Source organism: Megasphaera sp. An286 (assembly GCF_002163455.1).
Lineage (GTDB): Bacteria > Bacillota > Negativicutes > Veillonellales > Megasphaeraceae > Megasphaera > Megasphaera stantonii.
Genome location: NZ_NFIY01000002.1, coordinates 175,413 through 198,729 on the forward strand (window position 1 = coordinate 175,413; position 23,317 = coordinate 198,729).

Here is a 23,317-nt window from a genome sequence, read left to right on the forward strand (position 1 = left end):
CGCAAGGGACAGAAGCGCTTCAGCCTTTCCGGCTCACGACCCGCAGTCAAATAAAGCCTGAGGCTCGGTGAATTCAAGCATGCCGTCCATCCCGCCTTCGCGGCCAATGCCGCTGTGCTTAAAGCCGCCGAAGGGCGCTGTCACATCGCGCGGCCCGTCGTTGATATAGACGTTGCCCGACCGGATGCGCCGCGCCGTCGCGACAGCCTGCTCTTTCGGCCCCCAGACGGCGGCGTTCAGGCCGTACGGCGTGTCGTTGGCAATGGCTGCGGCCTCTTCTTCCGTGTCATACGTAAGGACACAGAGGACGGGGCCGAAGATTTCTTCGCGGGCAATGGTCATGTCGTTCGTCACATCGGTAAAAATCGTCGGATAGACATAATATCCCTTCTCCGGAGCCGGCGGCAATCCGCCTGCCAGCAGGGCCGCACCTTCGTCGATTCCCTTCTGGATATAGGAGCATACCGTCTGGAATTGATGCTCTGACGCGACGGGGCCTACCTTTACGGCCGGGTCGGTTGGATCGCCGACGACGTATTCCGGAAGCAGCTGCAGCAGCAGCCGTTCGACAGTCTCTTTATCGTCTTTCGGGACGACGAGGCGCGACAAGGCCGTGCAGGTCTGCCCCGAATTGAGAAAGATGGAATCGAGGCACATGCGCGCCGCCCCTTCGTAGTCTGCGCCTTTCAAAATAACGCAGGGCGACTTGCCGCCCAACTCCATGCTGATGCGCTTCATCGTCGCCAACGCCCTGCGGGCTACGCCGACGCCGGCTTCCGTCGAGCCCGTAAAGGATATCATGTTAATCAGGGGATGGTCGCACATGGCGTTTCCGATTTGACTGCCCCGGCCGGTTACGAGGTTGAACACACCTTGGGGAAATCCGGCCTTATGGAAGGCCTCCGTCAGATAATAGGCGGCTAAGGGCGTATGCTGGCTCGGCTTCAGCACGACCGTATTGCCTACGAGAATCGCCGGGACGACCTTCTGGATAATCTGCCCCAAGGGATAATTCCACGGCGTAATGCAGCCGACGACGCCGACGGGCTCCCGGTATACCGTCGACTGGGGCAGGGTTTCCACCAAGGGAAGGCCAGCCGCCAAGTCGATATACGACTGGGTGCGCACGTACTGGTATCGGACGTGGCTGGCCGCGGCAAAGGACACGGGAGCTCCCAATTCCTTGACAATGCAGTCTGTCAGCTGCGGCTCCATCTCTTTAAAATACGTCAGCATCTTCTTCATGTACTCCATCCGTTCCGATAGAGGCGTCGCCGCCCAGGCCGGAAGGGCCGCTGCCGCAGCCTTCGCCGCTTTGTCTACGTCGGCGTCGTTTCCTTCAGGCACGCAGGCAAATCTCTCTTTATTCGCCGGATTTTCTACGTCAATATAAGCTCCCGACGCGCTGGGCGTCCAAGCTCCATCTATGTACAGCATTTTAAAATTCATAGGGCTCACCTCGATTTTCTCTCCTATGTATACCAAAACTGCCGCACGAAGAACAGGATTTCCTTCATGCGGCAGCACCTTATTTCGTTCATCGGCAGAAACCAGTATTCCTGCCTATACAGGATATCAGCAAATTATACTTCCGTTTTCCATAACCCGTGGAGGTTGCAGTATGCGTATACGACGCCGGAATTTCCTTCAAATTCGGCCTTCGGCGCTTCGCCGGGATTCAGATAACGGATATCAACGGATTTGTCCGATACCAGGGCAATCCATTCGATGTAGTGCTTTTCTTCCATCGGATGCGTTACCGAGCCGACTTCGACCAATAAGCGGCCACCCTCTTTCCGTACAGCCGGCACGTGTTTTTCCTTCGCGGCGTCTACAGAATCGGCAACTAAGCGAACCAATTTCTGACCGTCTACGACGACTTCCTGTTCAGCCTGAACGCCTACGACTGCTAAAATAGAATTATCTTTTTCATTGCGGTAAAATTCTACATGTTTCATGGTGAAATCTCCTTCATCTATGCGTAAAATAATTTTAAAATTTCTTTCTATCTAATAATTATTATCTCTTGCTATGGTCTTATTGTATACCATTTCAGTGGAAAAGTCAATAATAAATAACGATTATTTTTTATTATTTTCTAATGAATACAGCATGTTATGGTAAAATAATTACGGAGAAACTTTACTGTATAAAAGCGAAAAATATATAAAGCAACGCCAATATCAGTACCGGCACGCTTCCCTAAAAAAACTCATTTCAATCTGATAAGAATAGAACACGGGATATTTTCATTTCTATTAGGGCTTAGTCACGTTAATTAGAACAGTAGGACACGTCGTATGTCCACTCTTTTTGAAAAAAATAAGGCAACGGCAGATATATGACACCTGTCGTTACCCTAACATTTACTATAAAACCAATTATTTCTGCGCCGTTGCCGGAACAACGCGGACGGCTTTCACGCTTCGACGTCCGTACAGGCCATAGTATAAGAAAAAGCAGACGATGGCGATGACGCCGGCTACGGCGTATAATTGGGGAAACGTAAGCATGCGGTGCAGCATCCCCAAGACGTACGGCCCTACGCCAAGGCCCAGATCCAAGGCGACGAAATACGTCGACAAGGCCACGCTGACGCGGTGAGGCGGCGTCAATTTAATGCATACGGCTTGTCCGTTCGACATAAACGTCCCGTACCCCAGCCCGACGAAAACACCGGCCAGGAGAAGTTGCCATGCCGTACCTGTCGCATACAGCAGGAACAATCCGGCCGCTAGGCAGAGATAGCAAGGATAGAGGACGTAATTTTCTCCCTTCCGGTCGAAGATAATGCCCGTCAGCGGCCTCGTCACCGTAATGACGACGGCGTACACGACGAAGAAGAACGTGCCGGCCTGTACGAGGTGAATTTCTCTGGCATAGGAAGCCAAAAACGTCAGTACGCTGGAATAGGCGAAGCCCATGAGGAAGCCGATAAAGGAAATCGTCATGACGCGGCGTTCCACGTAATTATCAACAGATATGGCTTTCATATACGCCCGTTCTTCCTCGCTCAGTTCGATTTCGTCTACGTGGAGGAAGACGCAGCCGACGGCGCAGGCAATGACTAAGACCGTGCAGAGGCCAATGATAAAGCGGAAGTCCGTAACCAGCATGAGGAACATGCCCAAAAACGGCCCGATAGCCGCGGCCAGGCTGGTGCTCAAGCCGTAATAATTGATGCCTTCGCCCCGTTTATCTGCCGGGATACAGGCGGAAATAATCGTGTTGGTAGCCGTCGAGACAATACCGTAAGCCAAGCCGTTCAGCAGGCGGATGATATACATGACGGTCAAATTCGGAATATAAAAGTATAATAATGTCGTAATCAGGTAAAATAAAATTCCTCCATACAAGGTGCGGCGGCGCGTATACAACTCGATGGCCTTGCCGAACTGCAGGCGCGCCAGCAGCGTGCCGACGATAAAGATGCCCGACGCCAGCCCGGCTTCGCTAAGCGACGCATTCAGCTGATCTTTCGCCACCACGGCGATAATGACCATGAGCAAATAATAAATCAAATACACGACGAAATTAATTCCCGTATCCAACAGGAAATCTTTATTCCATAGCGATTTCTGTTCCATACGTCTACATACAACTCCTTTACTTGAATTCAAGGAGAATTGTACTCCTTCCCGTATGGTTTGTATAACAGAAAAAAACGATGTTTGTCATAAAAAACGGCGATGTCACGACGGTACGTGATAGGTCCTCTTCATATAGTCGACAAAGACCTGAATGGCCTCGTACCTGGGATTGCTCCGCTTGTACAGCAAGTAGCAAGGCAAAACGATCGGCGGATCTACGTCGTACCAGCCGCCAACGACGCCCAGGGCTTTTAAAAAACGTTCCGGCAGCAGCGCGCCGATGCGGTTAGCCTGGCAATAATTCATCATTGCATAGGGCGTAGAAAACCAAGCCTGCGTTTGCAGCGGCAAGGACGTATGAGCCGATAAAAAGTGATTTAAATATTCGTTCATGACGTACTGCGGCGAATATTGGGCCAGAGGCTGCGAAGCGATGAAATCGGCCGTCGCAACCCCTCCGGAAACGACGATATGAGGCGCGTAGTACACGAGGGTTTCCTTACAGAAGCAGACTTGCTCATAGCCGTCGATATCCATAGAAGGCAGGCGAAATAAGGATATAATGTCGAGCTCGTCGTTTCGGAGCTTCTGCAGCAATTCCTGCGCTTCCAAATTATATACCTGAAAGGAGGCCCCGCTGTAGTGCTGCTGAAAATAGGCTAAATGGCGGTTCATATGAATATCGCCCAGCGACAGCATGATGCCGATGGAAAGAGGCTGGGCTCTGCCGTCCATAGAACGCACTTCGTCTAAGCAACCCTCTAATTCGTCCAATATGGGCTCCAGCCGCTGAAATAATAGTTCGCCGGCTTTCGTCAAATGGCTGCCGCGGTTCGACCGGGCGATCAGACGGACGCCGACGACGTCTTCCAGCTTTTTAATCTGCGCGCTGAACGCCGACTGCGTAATGTTGGCAGCGTTGGCCGCAGATGTAAAATTGCCGTATTTTCCATATATAATAAAATTTTTTAATTGCTGCATACTTGGTAATTCAGCCATAACGTCTCCTGTCGTACGTACAGAAAGAGGCATGCCGCGGCATGCCTCTTTCTATGCTACTATATACCTGTTCTTATTCTTCGTCTTCAGCAGCCAATTCTTCAAAAGCCTTGCTGGCCGCTTCAAATTCTTCTTCCGTCGGTTCTACGTAAACGGGTTCGCCGTCTTCTTCGTCGACGCGGGCGATGATAGCTTCCGCTTCGTCTTCGTTTTCGCAGATTTCAAGGAGCAGCGAAAAGATTTTGCCGTCGATTTCGACTGCGTCTACTTCCTGAAAATCTTTTTCTTCACCATCGGGACTGGTAATCGTAATGACCATTACTTCTTCCATTTCTTCTGTCATGTTATCCTCCTTGAGCGTCTAAATAATTTTGTAATATGAGAACAGCCGCCATTTTATCGACGAACTGTTTTCTCTTTTCCCGCCGTACATTGCCTTCCATCAGCACGTGTTCGGCCATGACGGTCGTTAGGCGTTCATCCCAATAGACAAAGTCCATATCTGGCATGACCTTTTTGAGTTCATCTACAAAGTGTTCGATCTTATCAATATTTTCGCTGTAGTCGCCGTTCATATGACGGGGACGGCCTACGACGATGCGGTGCACTTCCTTTTCGGCAACCAGCTCTTTCAACCGCTGGAAGTCCTTCTTCTTGGAAACGCGCCGTATCGTCTCGACGCCCTGCGCCGTAATGAGCAAGGCGTCGCTGCAGGCTACGCCGATGGTCTTAGAGCCGACGTCTAATCCTAAAATCCGCATGTTCCTCCTATAAGCCGCGATGCTTTACGTACGAACGGACCAGTTCTTCAATGAGTTCGTCCCGTTCGATGCGCCGGATGTTGCTGCGGGCGTTATTGTGACTCGTAATATACGTCGGGTCGCCGGACAGCAAATATCCTACGATTTGGTTTACGGGGTTATATCCTTTTTCTTCCAATGCGTGATACACATCTTCTAAAATCATAGAAGCGACAGTCTGTTCTTCGTTTCTATTCCTGACGATCATCGTTTCGTCGCTGATTGCCATAGAATCACATCCTTTACGACATTGCGTATGTAAATACTTTTTATCCAATCAATTCGCTGACGGCAGCTTTACCAGCCTTCAGGGCTTCAGCCAATTTTTCCGGAGCCTTGCCGCCGGCCTGAGCCATATCAGGACGACCGCCGCCGTTGCCGCCGGCTGCCTGAGCCGCCGCCTTAATGATCTTGCCGGCATGGAGGCCCTTCTTCGTATCGGCTTTAGCGACCTTGCACACGAAGTTGACCTTGCCGTCATGAACGGCTCCGAGAAGGACGACGCCGCTGCCGACTTTGTCCATAATCGTGTCGGCCAGCTCGCGCAGGCTGTCCATAGAATCGGCCTGGGCTTCTGCCGCTACGACAGATACGCCGTTGACATCTTCCTTAGCGGCCAGCATATCGTCCATATCGGACATAGCCGCTTCCTTCTTGAGCTGCTGCAGTTCTTTTTCCGCCGCCTTCAGCTGCGCCAAAACCTGGCTCAGTTTATCGGGGATTGCGTCGGCCTTGGCTTTCAACATGTCGGCGACGAGACGCAGTTCCGCCGCGTCGTGCTGCGCTTTCTGCAGAGCCGCTGCGCCGGTAACGGCTTCGATGCGCCGTACGCCCGTGCCCGTGCCGGATTCCGATAAGATGCGGAAGGTACCGATGACGGCCGTCGACGGCACGTGGGAGCCGCCGCACAGTTCGCAGCTGAAATCGTCGACCGATACGACGCGGACGACGTCGCCGTATTTTTCGCCGAAGAGAGCCATAGCGCCCTTTTCCTTGGCCTTGGCAATGGGCATTTCTTCTATATCGACGCGTACGTTTGCCAAAATTTCTTCGTTGACCAGGTCTTCGACTTCGGCCAGTTCGTCTGCCGTAACAGGCGAGAAATGGGTAAAATCGAAGCGCAGGCGGTCCGGCGTAACGAGAGAGCCGGCCTGGTTGACATGGTTGCCCAGTACCTTGCGCAGCGCGGCCTGCAGAAGATGCGTTGCCGTGTGGTTGCGGGCCATAGCCAGGTTGCGGTCCTTATCTACCTTGACGTCGACCATATCGCCGATGCACAGGGCCCCTTCCTGAACAGTCGCCACGAGGTATACCAGGCCGTTCGGCAAGGCTCTGGCATCCGTTACGACGGCCTTGCCTTCTTTTCCTTCCAGCATGCCCGTATCGCCGAGCTGGCCGCCTCCTTCGGGATGGAAGGGATTGTTGTCGATGATGACCGTCACTTCTTCGCCGTCGCAGGCTCTCGCCACTTCTACGCCTTCCTTGCCCAGCATGACGACAGTCGCTTCAATGGCCGTCGGGTCGTTGACCAGCTTGCTCTGATCCAGTCTCGTCGTATCGGGCGTAGCCACTTTCGCCGACACGTCTTCGCGGGCGGCGCGGGCCCGTTCCTGCTGTTCCTTCATGGCGGCGTCGAAGCCGGCATGGTCGATGGTAATGCCGTTTTCACTGGCAATTTCTTCAGTCAGCTCGACAGGGAATCCGTACGTGTCGTACAGCTTGAATACGTCCTTGCCGTCCAGTTCCTTCGCCGGGCCGGCAGCGGCCATGAGCTGGTCGAGGAGTTCCGTCCCCTGGGCCAGCGTAGCGCTGAACTGCGTTTCTTCCGTATCGATAACTTTTTTGATTAATTCTTCATGTTCTTTCAGTTCGGGGTATTCTTCGCCGAGGATGCCGATCACCGTGTCGACGAGGCCGCTGAGGAACAATTCTTTAATTCCCAGCAGGCGGCCGAAGCGGACGGCGCGGCGCAGGATACGGCGCAGGACGTAGCCGCGGCCTTCGTTGGACGGCAGGATACCGTCGCTGATCATGACCGTAATCGCCCGGATGTGGTCGGCAATGACCTTCATGGCCACTTTCTGATGGGGATCGTTGTAATCGCCATGGCAGAGGGCGATGACGTCTTCGATAATCGGGAAAATCAAATCCGTTTCAAAGTTCGATTCCTTCTGCTGGATAACCGAAGCCAACCGTTCCAGGCCGGCGCCTGTATCGATGTTTTTCTTAGCCAGAGGCACGTATTCGCCGTCTTTGGTGCGGTCAAACTGGGTAAATACGAGGTTCCAGATTTCCAAGTAGCGGTCGCAGTCGCAGCCTACGGTGCAGGTCGGCTGGCCGCAGCCCCGTTCCGGTCCCAGGTCGTAGAAAATTTCGCTGTCCGGGCCGCAGGGGCCTTCGCCGATTTCCCAGAAATTGTCTTCAAATTTGAAGATGCGGTCGTCCGACAGGCCGATCATGTTGTGCCAGTAATCATAAGCTTCGTCGTCGTTCGGATAAATCGTAACGTACAGCTTGTCCTTATCCAGTTCGAGGACTTCCGTCAGGAATTCCCACGCCCAGGCGATGGCTTCTTTTTTGAAGTAGTTGCCGAAGGAGAAGTTCCCCAGCATTTCAAAAAACGTATGGTGACGGGCCGTGCGGCCGACGTTGTCGATATCGCCGGTGCGGATGCACTTCTGGCTCGTCGTGACACGATAGGACGGCGGTACGAGCTTGCCCGTAAAGTACGGCTTCAGCGGAGCCATGCCGGCGCCGATGAGCAGCAGGCTCGGGTCGTCCTGGGGAATCAAGGGAAAACTATGCAGAATCAAATGCTCCTTGCTTTTGAAAAAGTCCAAATAGGCTTTGCGGATTTCATTACCCGTCATGTATTTCATCAACAACACTCTCCTGTATTCTTCATATGGAAAAATTATACGCTTATTTGCCCTCATTGGGCAACCTTTTCCCTTATATTTTTCACTTATTTTTACAAATTTTTCATTATAAGGAATGGCTAGCAGAAGCTGCCCTTGGGACACCGCCGAAGGAAGGGCCTCTTGCTAGCCATGGTATTCTATTTATCTGACCCGTTTGGCGCCGATATAGCGTTCGGACCAGTAACCGCTTTTCAGGCTGTCTACGCGGATGCCGCCGCTGCTCGTCGCGCTGATGAAATTGCCGTCGCCGACGTAAATGCCCGTATGGGACACGCCCGGCTCATAAGTCGTAAAGAAAACCAAATCGCCCGGTATGAGCTCGTTTTTCCGCACGCGGAACCCCATGCGGTACTGCTCGTCGGCCATGCGCGGCAATTCGATGCCGTTGTGGGAAAAGACGTATTTCGTAAAGCCGGAGCAGTCGAAGCCCTTAGGCGTATTGCCGCCGAACACATAGGGCACGCCGATGTACTGGTATGCCGAATCGACGAGCTGATGGCCGATGTGGTCGGAGCCCTTGAGGCTTTTCAGCTTCGTATACTTCAGCTTGGACGTCTTGTCGGCCTTTTTAGCCTTCGTCTTTTTGGCGGGTTTCTGCTTGCTCTTCGCCGGCTTCTGCACGGCTTTGGAGCCGCTGTCCTTCGGCATGAGCGTCCGCTTGCCCGTCAGAAGATAGTATGTCCAGCCGCCGACCTTGCCGCTAACCTGTATTTTTTGATCCTTCTGGAATTTAGACACGGCTTTTGCCATATCCTTGGAAAATACGCCGTCGGCCTCAACGTCGTAGCCCCGCTTGATCAGCTGCTGCTGAAGGAGTAGCACATCGCCGCCCTTATCGCCTACGGCGTAATAATCGGCAGCGCTGACAGGAAGAGCCATGGCAGCCAGCACGGCGGCCCATATCCATATCCGTTTTATTTCGTTTCGCATACAAGCTCCTTTCCGTCTCCGAAACGCCCCGGCCGTTCCGTCCCCCGTGAGGATTCGGCTGCTATCGGTTGCGTTCCTCCAGTTCGCCGCGTCCGCCCAGTTCGGCTCGCAGCCAATAGAGGGGACGCTGCTTTACTTCTTCAAAAATCCGGCCTATGTATTCGCCTACAATACCGATAAATATGAGCTGCAGGGCACCTAAAATGCAGATGACGACGATGACCGTCGTCCATCCCGGCGCCGCTGAGCCTGTAGCGTTGGAATACAGGGCATGCAGTATGATGAGAATACTTAAAAACGCACTGACCACGCCGGCGTAGAAAGAAATGCGCAGCGGTATTTTCGAATACGCCATAATGCCGTCTAAGGCCAAATGCAGCATTTTGCGCACGGAAAACTTAGCTTTTCCGGCAAACCGCGGCGGCGCTACGAAGTCGATGGTCTTCTGCCTGTAGCCAATATCGCCGATAATGCCCCGAATAAAGCGGTCGTGCTCACGGAACAGCTTAAACGTTTCCAGCACGCGTCTGTCAAGAAGGCGGAAATCAGCGCCGCCCGGCGCAATATGAACGGGAGACAGCGCATTCAGCAGCCGGTAGTAGCATTTGGATGTCTGCCGCTTCAAAATCCCTGCGCCTTTCGTATCCTTGCGGATCGTCTGTACTACGTCATACCCTTCGCGCCAGTATTGAACCAGCTTGGGAATCATTTCCGGCGGATGCTGCAGGTCGCCGTCCATCGTGATGACGGCATCGCCCCGGGCATGGTCCATGCCGCACGTAATAGCCAGCTGATGACCAAAATTACGGGCCAGCAAAAGCGCCCGCACGTGCTCGTCCTGCTGCGTCAGCCGGCTGAGCAGCAGCGGCGTCGCATCCCTGGATCCGTCGTCGACAAATATAATTTCATATTCCATGTCCAGATTCTGAACTGCCTTTGTCGCTTCTGTATAAAACTTCTCAATGTTTAATTGTTCATTGTATACAGGAACGACAATGGACAGGAGCTTCCGGGCTTTCCCCTCAAAAAGGCTCATCGTTAACTATACCATCCTTACCAACGTACTGCCAAAACTTACAAAGTATAGAACCGGTAATCTGCCGTTTACGAATTACCGGTTGCGATATGCTGCATACGTTTTTTAATTTTTCATCTGATGAACAGCTGCTTTATCTAATTTATTATAGCAAAAACGCCCCCGTTTTTCCAGTAAATTACTGTAAAACTCGATATAACAGGCGGCTTTGCTGCCGCTTCGGCCTTATAAAAAACATCCGGCGCCGCAATAGGACGCCGGATGTACGCAATGCCTGCGGCATCACGGAAGGCTGCTCGCTTCGTCCAGGCTCATGAGGATGCGTTCTAACAACGCTGCGCTGCCTTCCTTCTTCAAGGAAGAGTGAACAACGGCGTCATGGCCCGTCGGAAAGATCTGGTTGAGCATTATCATATTTTTTCTTTTTTCACTGGCCTTCAGCTTATCGGCCTTCGTCCCGACAATTTGCAGGGGAACGCCATGTTCCGACAGCCATTGATAGGCCTGCCGGTCGATATCCAGTCCGGGATGGCGCAGGTCGACGAGCAGGCACAGCATGACCAGGTGAGGCGACTGGGTGACGTATTCGCCGATAAAGTCGCTCCACATCTGCCGCTTTTGGCCGCCAGTCCTGGCAAAGCCGTATCCCGGCAGGTCGACGAGGAAAAAGGGCGTGCGGCGAACCGCTTCGCCGTCTTTTTCCCGCAGCTCGGCGCTGAAGTAGTTGATAGTCTGCGTTTTTCCCGGTTCGCCGCTGACCCGGGCCAGGCCGCGATAATTGCACAGGGAGTTGATGAGGCTCGACTTCCCTACGTTGGAGCGGCCTAAAAAGGCGATTTCCGGCAAGCCGCTGTCGGGATACTGATCCTTTCGGACAGCCGACGCCGTATATTTCGGATTGATTATTTGCAAGCTCTTTGCCATTATGAGTTCACCAATGCCTGTTCTAATACTTCATCCATATGATGCACAAATACAAAGGTCACATCGTCTTTTACCGACTGGGGCACGTCGTCCATGTCGCGCTTATTCTCTTCCGGCAGCAGGATCTTTTTGATGCCGGCCCGGTGGGCCGCAATGACCTTTTCCTTGATTCCCCCGACGGGAAGGACCGTTCCCCGCAGGGTGATTTCTCCGGTCATGGCCACGTCGTGCCGCACAGCCTTGCCCGTCAGGGCCGAAGCTAGGGCCGTAGCCATCGTAATGCCTGCCGACGGTCCGTCCTTCGGAATGGCTCCTTCAGGCAAGTGGATGTGCAAATCCAAATGAGAATAGAAATCCTCCGGCAGCCCCAGCTCGCCGGCGCGGCGGCGGATGTAGGTCATGCCGGCTTCAGCCGATTCCTTCATGACGTCGCCAAGCTGTCCCGTCAGTAGCAGGCTGCCCTTGCCCTTGACGGCGACGGCTTCCGTTTCCAGTACTTCGCCGCCGACCTGCGTCCAGGCCAGCCCTGTGACGATGCCGACTTCGTCGGCCTTGTTGACCTTCGTCGGCAGATATTTAACCGGGCCGAGAATCGTCTGGAGATTTTTCATCGATACGGTAAGCGGCGTTTCTTCTTCCAGCAAAATCGACTTGCCTACCTTGCGGCATACGGCGCCGATGGTCTTTTCCAGAGTGCGGACGCCCGATTCGCGCGTATACCCCTGGATAATCGTCTTCAAGACGGCCTCGGAGAAGCGGGCCTGGCTGGCCTTGAGGCCGTTTTCCTTGAGCTGCTTCGGCACGAGGTACTGTTTGGCGATCTGTACCTTTTCTTCTTCCGTATAGCTCGTAAATTCGATAATTTCCATGCGGTCCAGGAGCGGCCGGGGAATATCGCTGACGACGTTGGCCGTCGTAATCCAGAAGACCTTGGACAAATCGAAGGGAATATCGAGGTAATGGTCGGCGAAGGAATTGTTCTGTTCCGGGTCCAATACTTCGAGAAGGGCCGCCGACGGGTCGCCGCGCATGTCCGACGTCATCTTGTCGATTTCGTCAAGAAGGAATACGGGGTTCTTGACGCCGGCTTGCTTGAGGCCCGAAATGATGCGGCCAGGCATCGCGCCGATGTAAGTGCGGCGGTGGCCTCGGATTTCCGCTTCATCCCGCACGCCGCCTAAGGAAATGCGGACGTACTTGCGGTTCATGGCCCGGGCAATCGAACGGGCGATGCTCGTCTTGCCGGTGCCCGGAGGGCCGACAAAGCAGAGGATAGGCCCTTTCAAACTGTGCGTCAGCTGGCGGACAGCCAAATATTCGATGATGCGGTCCTTGACCTGCTTCAAGCCGTAGTGGTCTTCATCCAAAACACTCTGAGCTTCTTTCAAATCGAGGCGGTCTTTCGTTTCTTTTTTCCAGGGAAGTTCCAACGCCAAGTCCAGATAGGTGCGGATAATCGCCGACTCCGCCATCATAGGCGGCATAGAATCGAGGCGGTCCACTTCTTTGAGCAGAGGCTCTTCGATCTTTTTCGGCAGCTTCATCTTATGAATCTTTTCCCGCAGCTCCTGCGTTTCCGTATCCTTATCGACCTTGTCGCCTAATTCGCGGTGAATGGCCTTGATCTTTTCCCGCAGGTAGTATTCCTTCTGCTGCTGGTCCATCTTGCTCCGCACTTCCATGTTGAGAGACGATTCCAGATTGGCAATTTCTACTTCCGTGTCGAGGAGAATCATGACGCGGCGCAGACGGGCCTTGACTTCGGCCATTTCCAAGATCTGCTGGCGCACGACGAGGCGCAGCGGCAGCTGGGACACGATAAAGTCGGCCACGGCGCCGGGTTCTTCAATAGCCTTGGCCTTTTCCCGGATTTCTTCACCGTTGCGGACGTTTTCCAGCCAGTCGGAAAACTGCTTCAATACGACGCGGCGCAGCGCTTCTTCTTCTATAGAATCGTCTTCAATTTCGTCGACCTTGACGGCAGCTACTTCCAGATAATTCTTCTTTTCGGAAAAGCCTTGGAGCTGCACGCGGTCAATCCCATCGACGAGGATGCGCACCAGCCCGCCGGGAAGGCGGAGAAGCTGCTGAATCCGGACTAAGGTACCGCACTGGTACACGTCGTCAAAGCCCGGGTCGTCTACTTCTTCATCTACTTGAGCCGAAACGACGAGCAGCCGGTCATGTTCCATGGCGTAATCGACAGCGGCCAGGGATTTTTCCCGGCCAATGTCGATGTGGCTGAGCAGTTTCGGATATACGACAATGCCCCGCAAGGGAACGAAGGGCATCGCTAAAATCGAATTTTCATCCATGATGTATCACCTTCTTTAGTCTAAAAATAAAACTCATTTCCGACTGAGAGAAATGAGTTTTATTTCCATATTATATCATTTTACCTGTTTTAATACAAGGTCAGGCTCTGTTCCTTTTGTGACGCAATCTTCCGTTACGACGCATTTTTCCACGTCGTGACGGCTCGGCACGTCGAACATGACATCCAGCATGATCCGCTCAATGATGGAACGAAGGCCGCGGGCGCCGGTGTTGCGGCGCAGGGCTTCCTTAGCAATAGCCTGCAGGGCTTCGGGAGTAAATTCCAGCTCCACGTCGTCCATATCCAGCATCTTCTGATACTGCTTCACCAAGGCGTTCTTCGGTTCCGTCAAAATATGAACCATTGCCTCTTCGTCGAGAGGATTCAGCGTAACCAGTACGGGAAGACGGCCGATCAATTCGGGAATGAGGCCGAACTTCTGCAAGTCCGTCGGAATGATTTCCTTCAGGAGCGATTCCATGGAATGCTCTTCCTTCGAATGGATATCGGCGCCAAAGCCCATATTTTTATCCGTCGTCCGGTTCAAAATGGTCTTGTCGATGCCGTCGAAAGCGCCGCCGCAGATGAACAGGATATTGGTCGTGTCAATCTGCAGCATTTCCTGATGGGGATGCTTGCGCCCGCCCTGAGGCGGCACGCCGGCCACGGTCCCTTCGAGGATTTTCAGCAGCGCCTGCTGTACGCCTTCGCCCGATACGTCGCGCGTAATGGACGGGTTTTCCGATTTGCGGGCAATCTTGTCGATTTCGTCGATATAGATAATGCCCCGTTCGGCCTTGGCGATGTCGTAGTCCGCCGCCTGAATCAGCTTGAGCAGGCAGTTTTCTACGTCTTCGCCGACATATCCCGCTTCGGTCAGGCTCGTCGCGTCGGCAATGGCAAAGGGCACGTCCAGCAGCCGGGCCAGGGTCTGGGCCAGCAGCGTCTTGCCGCAGCCCGTCGGCCCTACCATGATGATATTGGATTTTTGTAATTCTACGTCTTCTACTACACTGTTTGTCTGCAGTCGTTTGTAATGATTATATACGGCGACAGCCAACGTCTTTTTAGCCGCTTCCTGACCGATGACGTATTCGTCCAGCGTCTCCTTGATTTGGCGCGGCGTCGGCAGATCTTTCAGTTGGAAGTCAGAAGATACTTCTTGCTTTTCTTCTTCCAAGATGTGCTGGGCAACGGCGATGCATTCGTCGCAGATATACACGCCGGGACCGGCGATCAGCTTCTGCACCTCGTTTTGCGAGCGGCCGCAGAAACTACATCTCGGTTCGTTATTTCTATCGTTCACAGCGTCTTCCTCCTGTATGGCCCGTTATTTCGCTTCTTCGTGAGGGCGGACGAGAATTTCGTCGACGAGGCCGTAGGCTTTGGCGTCTTCGGCCGTCATGAAATTATCCCGTTCCGTATCCTTCTGAATGACGTCTATGGGCTGTCCCGTGTGCTTGGACAACAGGCCGTTCAATTCCTTGCGCATGCGCAGGATTTCGCGGGCGTGGATTTCGATTTCTGTAGCCTGTCCCTGAACGCCGCCTAAGGGCTGATGAATCATGACCTGCGAATGGGGCAGGGCAAAGCGCTTGCCCTTCGCGCCGGCAGACAGCAGGACCGACGCCATGCTCGCCGCCGAGCCGACGCAGATAGTCGACACGTCGGGCTTGATGTACTGCATCGTATCATAGATAGCCATGCCGGCCGTAACTACGCCGCCGGGGCTGTTGATGTACAGGTGGATATCCTTATCCGGGTTATCGGCTTCCAGGAACAAAAGCTGGGCGATAATGATGTTAGCCGTCGTATCGTCAATGGGACCGCCTAAAAATACGATGCGGTCTTTGAGCAAACGGGAGTAAATATCGTAGCTCCGTTCGCCCTGCGCCGTCTGTTCGACGACAATGGGGACATACATACTCATAAAAACACCTCCGGAAATTACGCTTCCGGTTTGTCTTCAGCCGTTACCTGTTCTACGGCAGGTTCTTCAGCTTTTGCTTCTTCGTTCGTATCGACAGCATTCTTCAAGATAAAGCTTGCGGCCTTTTTGCGGCCGACAGACTGGACAAGCATCGGAACGCGATGTTCTTTCATGATAATTTTGTAAACTTCTTTCGGATCGGCGCCGAAGTTCTGAGCCATCGTGATGATTTCGGCCTGGAGGTCGATATCCTTTACTTCGATGCTTTCAGCTTTGGCGATAGCTTCCAATACGAGATCCATCTTGACGTTTTCTTTAGCCGGTTCGGCATACTGTTCTTTCAGTTTGTCCATATCCTGGCCCATGTATTTGAGGTAATCATCAAGGTTCATGCGCTGCGTTTCCAATTTCATGGACAGTTCTTCGATCATCTGGTCGATCTTGTCGTCGATCATGACCTGAGGAATGTCTACTTCCGCAGCGTTTACGGCGGTCTTCAATACTTCGGAATTGAATTTTTCCAAAGCCTGGAAGGAAGCTCTCGATTCGAGGCGTTTGCGGATGTCGGCCTTCAATTCGTCGACCGTATCGAATTTGCCCGTTTCTTTGGCAAATTCGTCATCAATAGCCGGCAGCTCGCTGCGTTTTACGTCGTTTACCTTAACGGCGAAAACGGCTTCCTTGCCAGCCAGGGATTTTTCAAAGTAATCTTCGGGGAACGTGACGGTTACGTCTTTTTCGTCGCCTGCCTTGCAGCCGATGAGCTGATCTTCAAAGCCGGGGATGAAGCTGCCCGAGCCGATCTGCAGCGGATAAGCCTTGCCTTCGCCGCCTTCAAAAGCTACGCCGTCGACGGTGCCCTTGAAATCGATAACGGCAAAGTCGTCTTTTGCGATTTCCGTTCCTTCCGGAGCTACGACGAGCTTGGAGTGCTGCTTCTGCAGGTTAGCCAATTCTTTCGCTACGTCTTCGTCGCTTACGGCAACGACGTCTTTAGCGACTTTGATGCCCTTGTATTCGCCGAGCTTGACTTCCGGCTTTTTCGTAATCGTAGCTTCGAATACGACGTCCTTGCCCTTTTCATCGCAGATGACGTTGATTTCAGGGTCCGTTACGGGAACGATGTCTTTTTCTTTCAATGCGTCGCTGTACGCTTTATTGGCAATGGCTTCGAAGATTTCCTGTTTCACAGCGTCTTTGCCCAAGAAGCTTTCCAGCACCATGCGCGGTGCTTTGCCTCTGCGGAAACCGGGGATATTTACGCGGTTTGCCAAGTTTTTGCAAGCTGCTGCAGCCGCTTTCGAAGCGTCTTTTGCAGGCACTTCAATGTGCAGGGTTACTTTGTGCTGGTCTACTTCGTTAACTGTTACGTTCATTCTAACTATGTCCTCCTCATGGGCCAAAAAGCCCTAATTTATCTCTAAATTACCATATTACGCTCTACATCATACCACAAGTTTACTTTTTTTACAATATAAAAGTAGGAGACAGGCTGGGCGGGTCTTTGACTTTCAAAGTTCTGCCTCCCTGCCGTCTCCTACTGTCCGCTATGCCGCTGTGCGTCTTACCGCAGTTCGCAGCCGAGCGTTTCTTTCAATTCTGCAATGATCGCGTCGATAGGTCCCTGAATATCGCTGTCCGTCAGCGTCCCCGTTTCCGAACGGAATACGAGGGAATATGCCAGGCTCTTGAATCCCTTCGGTACCTGCTTGCCCGTGTACATATCAAAGAGGTGCACCGCTTCGAGGTACGGGCCGCCGTCCTTCTGGATGACGCCGATGATGTCGGCGTTGGACGTGCCGATCGGGGCCAGGAAGGCCAAATCGCGGCTCGACGCCGGGAACTTGGCGACCTTGTGGTAATCCGGAATCAAGTTGATGAGCGGCAGGATATCGGTCAAATTCATTTCAAAGACGTATACCGGTCCGGCTACGTCGTAGTTGTCGATGACCTTCGGATGGAGCTCGCCGAACTGGCAAAGCACCTTGCCGTCCTTGACGAATTTCGCCGCCTTGCCCGGATGGAGGGGCGCGAAATCAGATACTTCCAAGTCAGCCTGAATACCCAGGCTGGAAAGAATCGTTTCCACGATGCCCTTTATGTCGTAGAAATCGTACTGTTCCGCTTTGTTCGGCCATTCGCCGGTCTGGCGCTTGCCGTACAGGAGGCCTGCAGCGTACATTTCCTGTACGGGCAGCTCCGTAATGGGCAGCGATTTCGGCTTATAGACCGGAGCGATTTCATAAATGCCGACTGATTCGTTCTTTACGGCCTGATTGCGTACGAGGACGTCCATGAGGGACGGCAGCAAGGTCGTGCGCATCCACGGGAATTCTTCCGTAATCGGGTTGAGAATCGGAACGGCTTTGTATACGTCGTCCCCTTCGGGGAAGAGCATTTTTTTCAGCGAGTCGGGATGAACGAAGCTGAATGTAACCGTTTCGTTCAAGCTGCAGCCGTTGAGGACGGCAGAGACTTTTTCGCTTACCTGATGGTGATAGCCTTCTTCCCCTTTGCTGATGTTGGACCAGGGACGCGTCGAAGGAATGTTTTCATAACCGAAAATACGGGCGACTTCTTCGGCGATATCCGGCATTTCCGTGCAGTCGCGGCGATAAGACGGAACGACAGCCGTCAGCGTTTCGCCGTCTTTTTCGATAACGAACTGGAGCGTTTCCAAGATGTGAATCATCTGTTCCTCCGGAATCTCCGTGCCGAGGAAGGCGTTGACCTGGGCAGCCGTAAAGGAAATGCGGACTGTCTGCTGCGGCCGGGGATACACATCGACGACGCCCTGGGCTACGTCGCAGGCGCCCATCTGCTGCAGGAGCTGGGCACAGCGGTCGAGGGATGCAATGCAGCCTTCGGCGTCGAGGCCCCGTTCAAAACGGGCCGACGCTTCAGAGCGCAGGCCGAGGGACCGGCCGGTGTGACGGATACTCGACCCTTTGAAGGAAGCGCATTCGAGGATAACCGTCTTCGTATCGGCTGTGACTTCCGAGTCATAGCCGCCCATGATGCCGGCGATGCAGCACGGCTTCGCCGGGTCAGCAATGACCAGCATGTTGCCGCTGAGCTTGCGGTCGACGCCGTCAAGGGTCTTCATATCTTCGCCTTCCTTGGCCCGCCGTGCGATGAGGTGATGGTCGACAACGTGGTCGTAGTCATATGCATGCAGGGGTATGCCCAGCTCGATCATGACGTAGTTCGTCACATCGACGACGTTGTTGATCGGACGAACGCCGGACTTGCGCAGGCGCTGCTGCATCCATAAGGGCGATTTGCCGACTTTGACGTTGACCAGCAGACGGGCAGCATAGCGGCTGCACAGTTCTTCGTCTTCGATGGAAACCTTGACTTTGCCGCTGATGGATTCTTCGCATTCATCGACGACGATATCCGGATATTTGGCTTTCTGATTGCTCAGTACGGCAAATTCGCGGCTTAAGCCGACCATGGAGAAGCAGTCAGCGCGGTTCGGCGTCAATTCGTATTCGTATACGACGTCCTGCAGGGCCAGGTATTCTACGGCGTCGACGCCTACAGGCGTGTCGTCCGGCAAAATCCAGATGCCGTTCCGTTCTTCCGGCAGGAGCACGCTGTCGTCAAATCCCAGTTCGTGAGCCGAGCAGAGCATGCCGTTCGATTCTACGCCGCGCAGCTTGGAGCGCTTGATCTTGACGCCGCCGGGAAGATGAGCGCCGTGGACGGCGACTGGAACAACCTGGCCTTCCCGCACGTTGGGAGCGCCTGTGACGATTTGCAGCGTTTCACTGCCTACGTTGATTTGGCAGACGACTAATTTATCGGCGTCGGGGTGCTTGTCAATTTTCAAAATCTTGCCGGTGACGACCTTTTTGATTTCCGTCCCCCAGTGTTCTACCTGTTCGACAGGAATCCCCGAAATGGTGAGCGTATCGGCAAAGGCCTGAGGGTCCTGCGTCATATCTACATGTACATAATCCTGCATCCATAACAAAGAGCTTTTCATCGTTTTCGTACCTCCTAGAACTGGTTCAAGAACCGCATGTCGTTTTCATAGAACAGGCGCAAGTCGTCGATTCCGTATTTCAGCATGGCAATGCGTTCGACGCCCATGCCGAAGGCGAAGGCGCTGACCTGATTGGGGTCATAGCCGTTCATGCGGAGCACTTCAAAGTTGGTCATGCCGCAGCCGAGGATTTCCAGCCAGCCCGTGTGCGAGCAGACGCGGCAGCCCTTGCCGCCGCACATGACGCAGGAAATGTCGACTTCGGCGCTCGGTTCCGTAAAGGGGAAATAGCTGGCGCGGAAGCGTACCTTCGTCTGCGGGCCAAAGATGTCGCGCAGGAAGTCTTCCAGCATGCCTTTTAAGTCGGAGAAGCGGATGCCCTTGTCGACGATCATGCCTTCCATCTGATGGAATACAGGCGAATGAGTCGCGTCGTAGTCGCAGCGGTATACCTTGCCCGGCGCGATGATTTTAAACGGTTCGTTCGGTTTGTGAGCCTGCAGCGTCCGCGCTTCCAGCGGCGACGTATGAGTCCGGAGCAGGATGTTCTGCGTTACGTACATAGAATCCTGCATATCCCGGGCCGGATGGTCTTCCGGCAAGTTCAGGCTTTGGAAATTATAGTAATCCGATTCGATGTCCGGACCTTCTACGATGGAAAAGCCCATGTTCAGGAAGGACTGTTCCATAAGACGGCGCGTCAAATGAAGGGGATGTTCGTGACCCATGACGGGTTTTCTGCCCGGCAGGGTAATATCTATCTTTTCCGACTGGATTTTCATTTCCAGGGATTTTTCCTTGAGTTCTTCCATACGAGCTTTCAAATGGTCTTCGATGATGCCCCGGGCCGTATTGACAAGCTGGCCGACCTGAGGCCGTTCTTCCTTGGAAAGATTTTTTAAATCCTTCATAATAGACGTCAGCTCGCCCTTTTTGCCCAAGTATTTGACGCGTATGTTCTGCACGTCCTGCAGAGCTTCGCTCTTGGCTATTTGTTCGTCTACTGCCGCTTTGATAGCTTCAATCTTATCGCTGATCATCGTCATTGATATATTCCTCCTCTAATACAAATAAAAAAAACTTCCGCCCCATGCAGGGGCGAAAGTTTTAATTCCGCGGTACCACCCTAATTGTGTCTCTCGCATTCTGTAACGGGAATACCCGTCCTGCCTACTCTGTTCAGCAGGAAGCTCGAAAGTGAACGCCCTGAATCCTCCGGGTGAAAGCTCTCAATCTACGGCTCTCACTTCCTGTAACCGGCTGCAAATCCAGTCTCTCTTTCTCATCGCCATAATACCCTATGCGGGGCTGTAACGTATATATTGTATCAATATAACGTCTTATTTGCAATAACCAAACGCTGAATTTGGTTCGTGCCTTCGTAAATCTGCATGATCTTAGCGTCGCGCATGTATTTTTCGACAGGATATTCCTTGATATATCCGTAGCCGCCCATAACCTGTACGGCGTCGGTCGTAACGCGCATCGCCACGTCGGAAGCGTTGCATTTGGCAATGGCCGCTTCGCGGCTGAATTCCATACCCTGATCCTTCATCCAGCAGGCGCGGTGTACCAGCAGGCGGGCGCCTTCGATCTGCATGGCCATGTCGGCAATCATGCTCTGTACCATCTGGAACGAAGCGATGGGCTTGTCAAACTGCACGCGGACCTTAGCGTATTCGCAGCAGGCGCGGAAGGCAGCTTCAGCAATGCCGACGGAAACGGCGCCGACGAAGGGACGAGCCGCATCGAGGGTGTTCATGGCAATGCGGAAGCCCTGGCCTTCGCGGCCGAGACGGTCTTCCACGGGGACGAAGCAGTCCTGGAAAATGAGTTCCGTCGTATTGGAAGCGCGGATACCCATCTTATTTTCTTCCTTGCCGATGGTAAAGCCCGGCGTACCCTTGCGGACGATGAATGCCGTCAGGCCGCGGACGCCGCCGGTCTTGCGCGTATTGGCGAATACGACGAAGACTTCGGCCAAGGCGCCGTTCGTAATGAAGCATTTCGTGCCGTTCAGGATATAGCCCTTTCCGTCTTCGGTCTTGACGGCGCGGGTCGATACGGAACCGGCGTCGGAGCCTGTGCCAGGTTCGGTCAAGGCAAAGGCCGCCAAATTATCCTGGTTGATGATATCGAAATACCGTTTTTTCTGGTCGTCGTTGCCGGCGATGATAACCGGGTAGGAGGCCAAGGCGTTGGCGGCGACCGTCGTAGCTACGCCGGCGCATCCCTTGCCTAATTCTTCATAAATGCCGGCAATCGTAACGGCGTCTAAGCCGGCGCCGCCGAATTCTTCCGGAATCGCTACGCCCAATAGCCCCTGGGCGGCTAATTTTTCCAACAGGCCTTCGTGCAGTTTTCCCGTTTCATCCATTTCAGAAGCATAGGGAACGATTTCCTTTTCTACTAAATCGCGGACGACTCTGATAAGTTCCTTTTGTTCGTCGTTATAAGCAAAATCCATTGTACTGACCAACCTTCCTTGTTTTTACGTTAGTTAAAGCATGCCAATGATATAAAAAGAAGACCGTCCCTTGACGACGACTGCACCCTGTTCGTTAAAACATTCGCATTCGACGACGATCGTCTTGCCGCCGTGATGAACGACCTGGCCGACGCCGTTCAGGCTTTCGCCGGAATTGACGCGGCGGATATAATTCATATTAATCTCCAGCGTCGTAACCTTGTAGCCCAGCGTACGGCTCGCCATACCCATCAGGGTATCGCAGAACGCAGCCAAAACGCCGCCCGAGGCGATGCCCCGGTAATTGCATAGATTCGGCGTAATTTCAAATTTAAGACGCACCCAACCTTCGGCGAAATCTTCGATCTTGCAGGGAAGATTTTTAAAATAGTGCTTCGGGTCCCGCATATCTGAATAAATGCGGCTAAGCCGTCTCTGCAGCTCTGCGTTCACATCTACATCTATGGGTTTATCAGCGGTCATGTCCCTCTCCACCTCCAAACGCATAGGGTCCGGTTACAAAAAACGTGCCCTTTCCATGAGCCAAGTACCGGTCATTGTTGTCATACAGGTCGCACAAGGAAACCATCGTCGTATGTCCGTTGTGAATGACCCGCGTCTCAGCGCGGATGACCGTATTGGAAAAAGCAGGGCGAAGAAAGTTCATGGACAAATCCAACGTAAGCACGGCTTTTCCATACACGGCGCAAGCCGTTTCCATTGCGGAAGCCGACATGGAATACAGGACGCCGCCGTACAAGGTGCCGTTGGGATTATCCCATTTCGTCCCTTTGTTTTGAAACTCTAACACCGTCAGTTGTTTATCTGCTGCAATGACGTGGAAATCCATAAACTGATCGAAAGGATTTCTCTGCAATTCGTCATCTAAGGCCTGTACATCAGCCTCCATCGACGCCATCCGCTCCTTTACTTCGTTGGATAAATATATAAATACCTTTACATTTTACTATATCGGCGCAAATACGTCAAACAAAATGACGCAACTTCCTTGGGATAGCAAAAAAAGCTGTGCGCAATGCACAGCTTTGCAACATGCCTGACCTGGTCTTTACCCCCACACTCGCCTGCTGGAAGGTTCGCTCATAGATGTGTATCCCCCACTACTACTTCTCTCGCCGTTTCGCGGCAGGTCTTACTTCTAGGCCGCACTATGATCAGAGCTGCTTTGAGCTCCTTACGTGGATCGCTTCGCCTGCGACTGGCATCGACTTTCAACCACAGCGCATGTTATTTCATATTATACGGAAGGGAGCCGTTCCTTGTCAATGGATACGCCAAGATGCGACAGTGTCAAGTTGTTGTGGGTATATATTTGACAGAAACATCTTGGCATGTAAATCCGGCCTTTTAGTATCTAATGTATATGGTGATATCCACTGTTTTGGATATCT

The 23,317-nt window shown here is 53.1% G+C and carries 20 protein-coding genes; all 20 read right to left on the reverse strand.

The features are described 5' to 3' along the window. Positions 1 to 33 precede the first annotated feature (33 nt). The 20 genes from B5F80_RS02105 to B5F80_RS02200 all read right to left on the reverse strand — a co-directional run bounded on the left by B5F80_RS02105 (position 34) and on the right by B5F80_RS02200 (position 22,815). Positions 34 to 1,449, reverse strand: a complete 1,416-nt coding sequence (locus B5F80_RS02105; RefSeq protein WP_087477157.1) for an aldehyde dehydrogenase family protein — start codon at positions 1,447 to 1,449, stop codon at positions 34 to 36. Between the two features lie 134 nt (positions 1,450 to 1,583). Continuing rightward, on the reverse strand, positions 1,584 to 1,958 hold the full coding sequence (locus tag B5F80_RS02110) for a desulfoferrodoxin family protein (protein WP_087477158.1): 375 nt from the start codon (positions 1,956 to 1,958) through the stop codon (positions 1,584 to 1,586). Positions 1,959 to 2,381: 423 nt separating this feature from the next. Continuing rightward, positions 2,382 to 3,587, reverse strand: coding sequence for an MFS transporter (locus tag B5F80_RS02115; RefSeq protein WP_087477159.1), 1,206 nt, complete (start codon positions 3,585 to 3,587; stop codon positions 2,382 to 2,384). 105 nt (positions 3,588 to 3,692) lie between these two features. Continuing rightward, a complete protein-coding gene (locus B5F80_RS02120) occupies positions 3,693 to 4,589 on the reverse strand; it encodes a LysR family transcriptional regulator (protein ID WP_087477160.1) in 897 nt (298 codons plus the stop codon). Positions 4,590 to 4,662: 73 nt separating this feature from the next. Continuing rightward, a complete protein-coding gene (locus tag B5F80_RS02125; protein WP_087477161.1) occupies positions 4,663 to 4,932 on the reverse strand; it encodes a DUF1292 domain-containing protein in 270 nt (89 codons plus the stop codon). Position 4,933: 1 nt separating this feature from the next. Continuing rightward, positions 4,934 to 5,350, reverse strand: a complete 417-nt coding sequence (ruvX, locus tag B5F80_RS02130) for a Holliday junction resolvase RuvX (RefSeq protein ID WP_087477162.1) — start codon at positions 5,348 to 5,350, stop codon at positions 4,934 to 4,936. Positions 5,351 to 5,357: 7 nt separating this feature from the next. Further along, on the reverse strand, positions 5,358 to 5,618 hold the full coding sequence (locus B5F80_RS02135; RefSeq protein ID WP_087477163.1) for an IreB family regulatory phosphoprotein: 261 nt from the start codon (positions 5,616 to 5,618) through the stop codon (positions 5,358 to 5,360). Between the two features lie 40 nt (positions 5,619 to 5,658). After that, positions 5,659 to 8,259 carry an alanine--tRNA ligase gene (gene alaS / locus B5F80_RS02140; RefSeq protein WP_204246324.1) on the reverse strand — a complete coding sequence of 867 codons (2,601 nt, stop codon included), beginning with the start codon at positions 8,257 to 8,259 and terminating at the stop codon, positions 5,659 to 5,661. 192 nt (positions 8,260 to 8,451) lie between these two features. Further along, positions 8,452 to 9,240: an NlpC/P60 family protein gene (locus B5F80_RS02145; protein WP_087477165.1), complete on the reverse strand. Its 789-nt coding sequence runs from the start codon at positions 9,238 to 9,240 to the stop codon at positions 8,452 to 8,454. Positions 9,241 to 9,301: 61 nt separating this feature from the next. Further along, on the reverse strand, positions 9,302 to 10,276 hold the full coding sequence (locus B5F80_RS02150; RefSeq protein ID WP_204246320.1) for a glycosyltransferase family 2 protein: 975 nt from the start codon (positions 10,274 to 10,276) through the stop codon (positions 9,302 to 9,304). 282 nt (positions 10,277 to 10,558) lie between these two features. Next, a complete protein-coding gene (gene yihA, locus B5F80_RS02155) occupies positions 10,559 to 11,200 on the reverse strand; it encodes a ribosome biogenesis GTP-binding protein YihA/YsxC (RefSeq protein WP_087477166.1) in 642 nt (213 codons plus the stop codon). Next, on the reverse strand, positions 11,200 to 13,515 hold the full coding sequence (gene lon / locus B5F80_RS02160; protein WP_087477167.1) for an endopeptidase La: 2,316 nt from the start codon (positions 13,513 to 13,515) through the stop codon (positions 11,200 to 11,202). Before lon ends, yihA begins: the two co-directional genes overlap by 1 nt. 75 nt (positions 13,516 to 13,590) lie before the next feature. Next, entirely contained in the window at positions 13,591 to 14,823 is a 1,233-nt protein-coding gene (gene clpX, locus B5F80_RS02165; protein ID WP_087477168.1) for an ATP-dependent Clp protease ATP-binding subunit ClpX, read from the reverse strand. A 24-nt stretch (positions 14,824 to 14,847) separates the two neighbouring features. Beyond that, complete coding sequence (gene clpP, locus B5F80_RS02170) at positions 14,848 to 15,447, reverse strand: ATP-dependent Clp endopeptidase proteolytic subunit ClpP (protein ID WP_087477169.1); 600 nt, start codon at positions 15,445 to 15,447, stop codon at positions 14,848 to 14,850. 17 nt (positions 15,448 to 15,464) lie between these two features. After that, a complete protein-coding gene (gene tig, locus B5F80_RS02175; protein ID WP_087477170.1) occupies positions 15,465 to 16,823 on the reverse strand; it encodes a trigger factor in 1,359 nt (452 codons plus the stop codon). Between the two features lie 188 nt (positions 16,824 to 17,011). Continuing rightward, the gene (gene pheT / locus B5F80_RS02180; protein WP_087477171.1) at positions 17,012 to 19,438 is read right to left on the reverse strand and encodes a phenylalanine--tRNA ligase subunit beta; all 2,427 of its coding nucleotides are present in this window, start codon (positions 19,436 to 19,438) and stop codon (positions 17,012 to 17,014) included. 14 nt (positions 19,439 to 19,452) lie between these two features. Further along, positions 19,453 to 20,478 carry a phenylalanine--tRNA ligase subunit alpha gene (gene pheS / locus B5F80_RS02185; protein WP_087477186.1) on the reverse strand — a complete coding sequence of 342 codons (1,026 nt, stop codon included), beginning with the start codon at positions 20,476 to 20,478 and terminating at the stop codon, positions 19,453 to 19,455. A 287-nt stretch (positions 20,479 to 20,765) separates the two neighbouring features. Next, positions 20,766 to 21,905: an acyl-CoA dehydrogenase family protein gene (locus B5F80_RS02190; RefSeq protein WP_087477172.1), complete on the reverse strand. Its 1,140-nt coding sequence runs from the start codon at positions 21,903 to 21,905 to the stop codon at positions 20,766 to 20,768. Positions 21,906 to 21,938: 33 nt separating this feature from the next. After that, positions 21,939 to 22,388 carry a PaaI family thioesterase gene (locus tag B5F80_RS02195; RefSeq protein WP_162860283.1) on the reverse strand — a complete coding sequence of 150 codons (450 nt, stop codon included), beginning with the start codon at positions 22,386 to 22,388 and terminating at the stop codon, positions 21,939 to 21,941. Beyond that, positions 22,378 to 22,815 carry a PaaI family thioesterase gene (locus tag B5F80_RS02200; RefSeq protein WP_087477173.1) on the reverse strand — a complete coding sequence of 146 codons (438 nt, stop codon included), beginning with the start codon at positions 22,813 to 22,815 and terminating at the stop codon, positions 22,378 to 22,380. Before B5F80_RS02200 ends, B5F80_RS02195 begins: the two co-directional genes overlap by 11 nt. Positions 22,816 to 23,317: the final 502 nt, after the last annotated feature.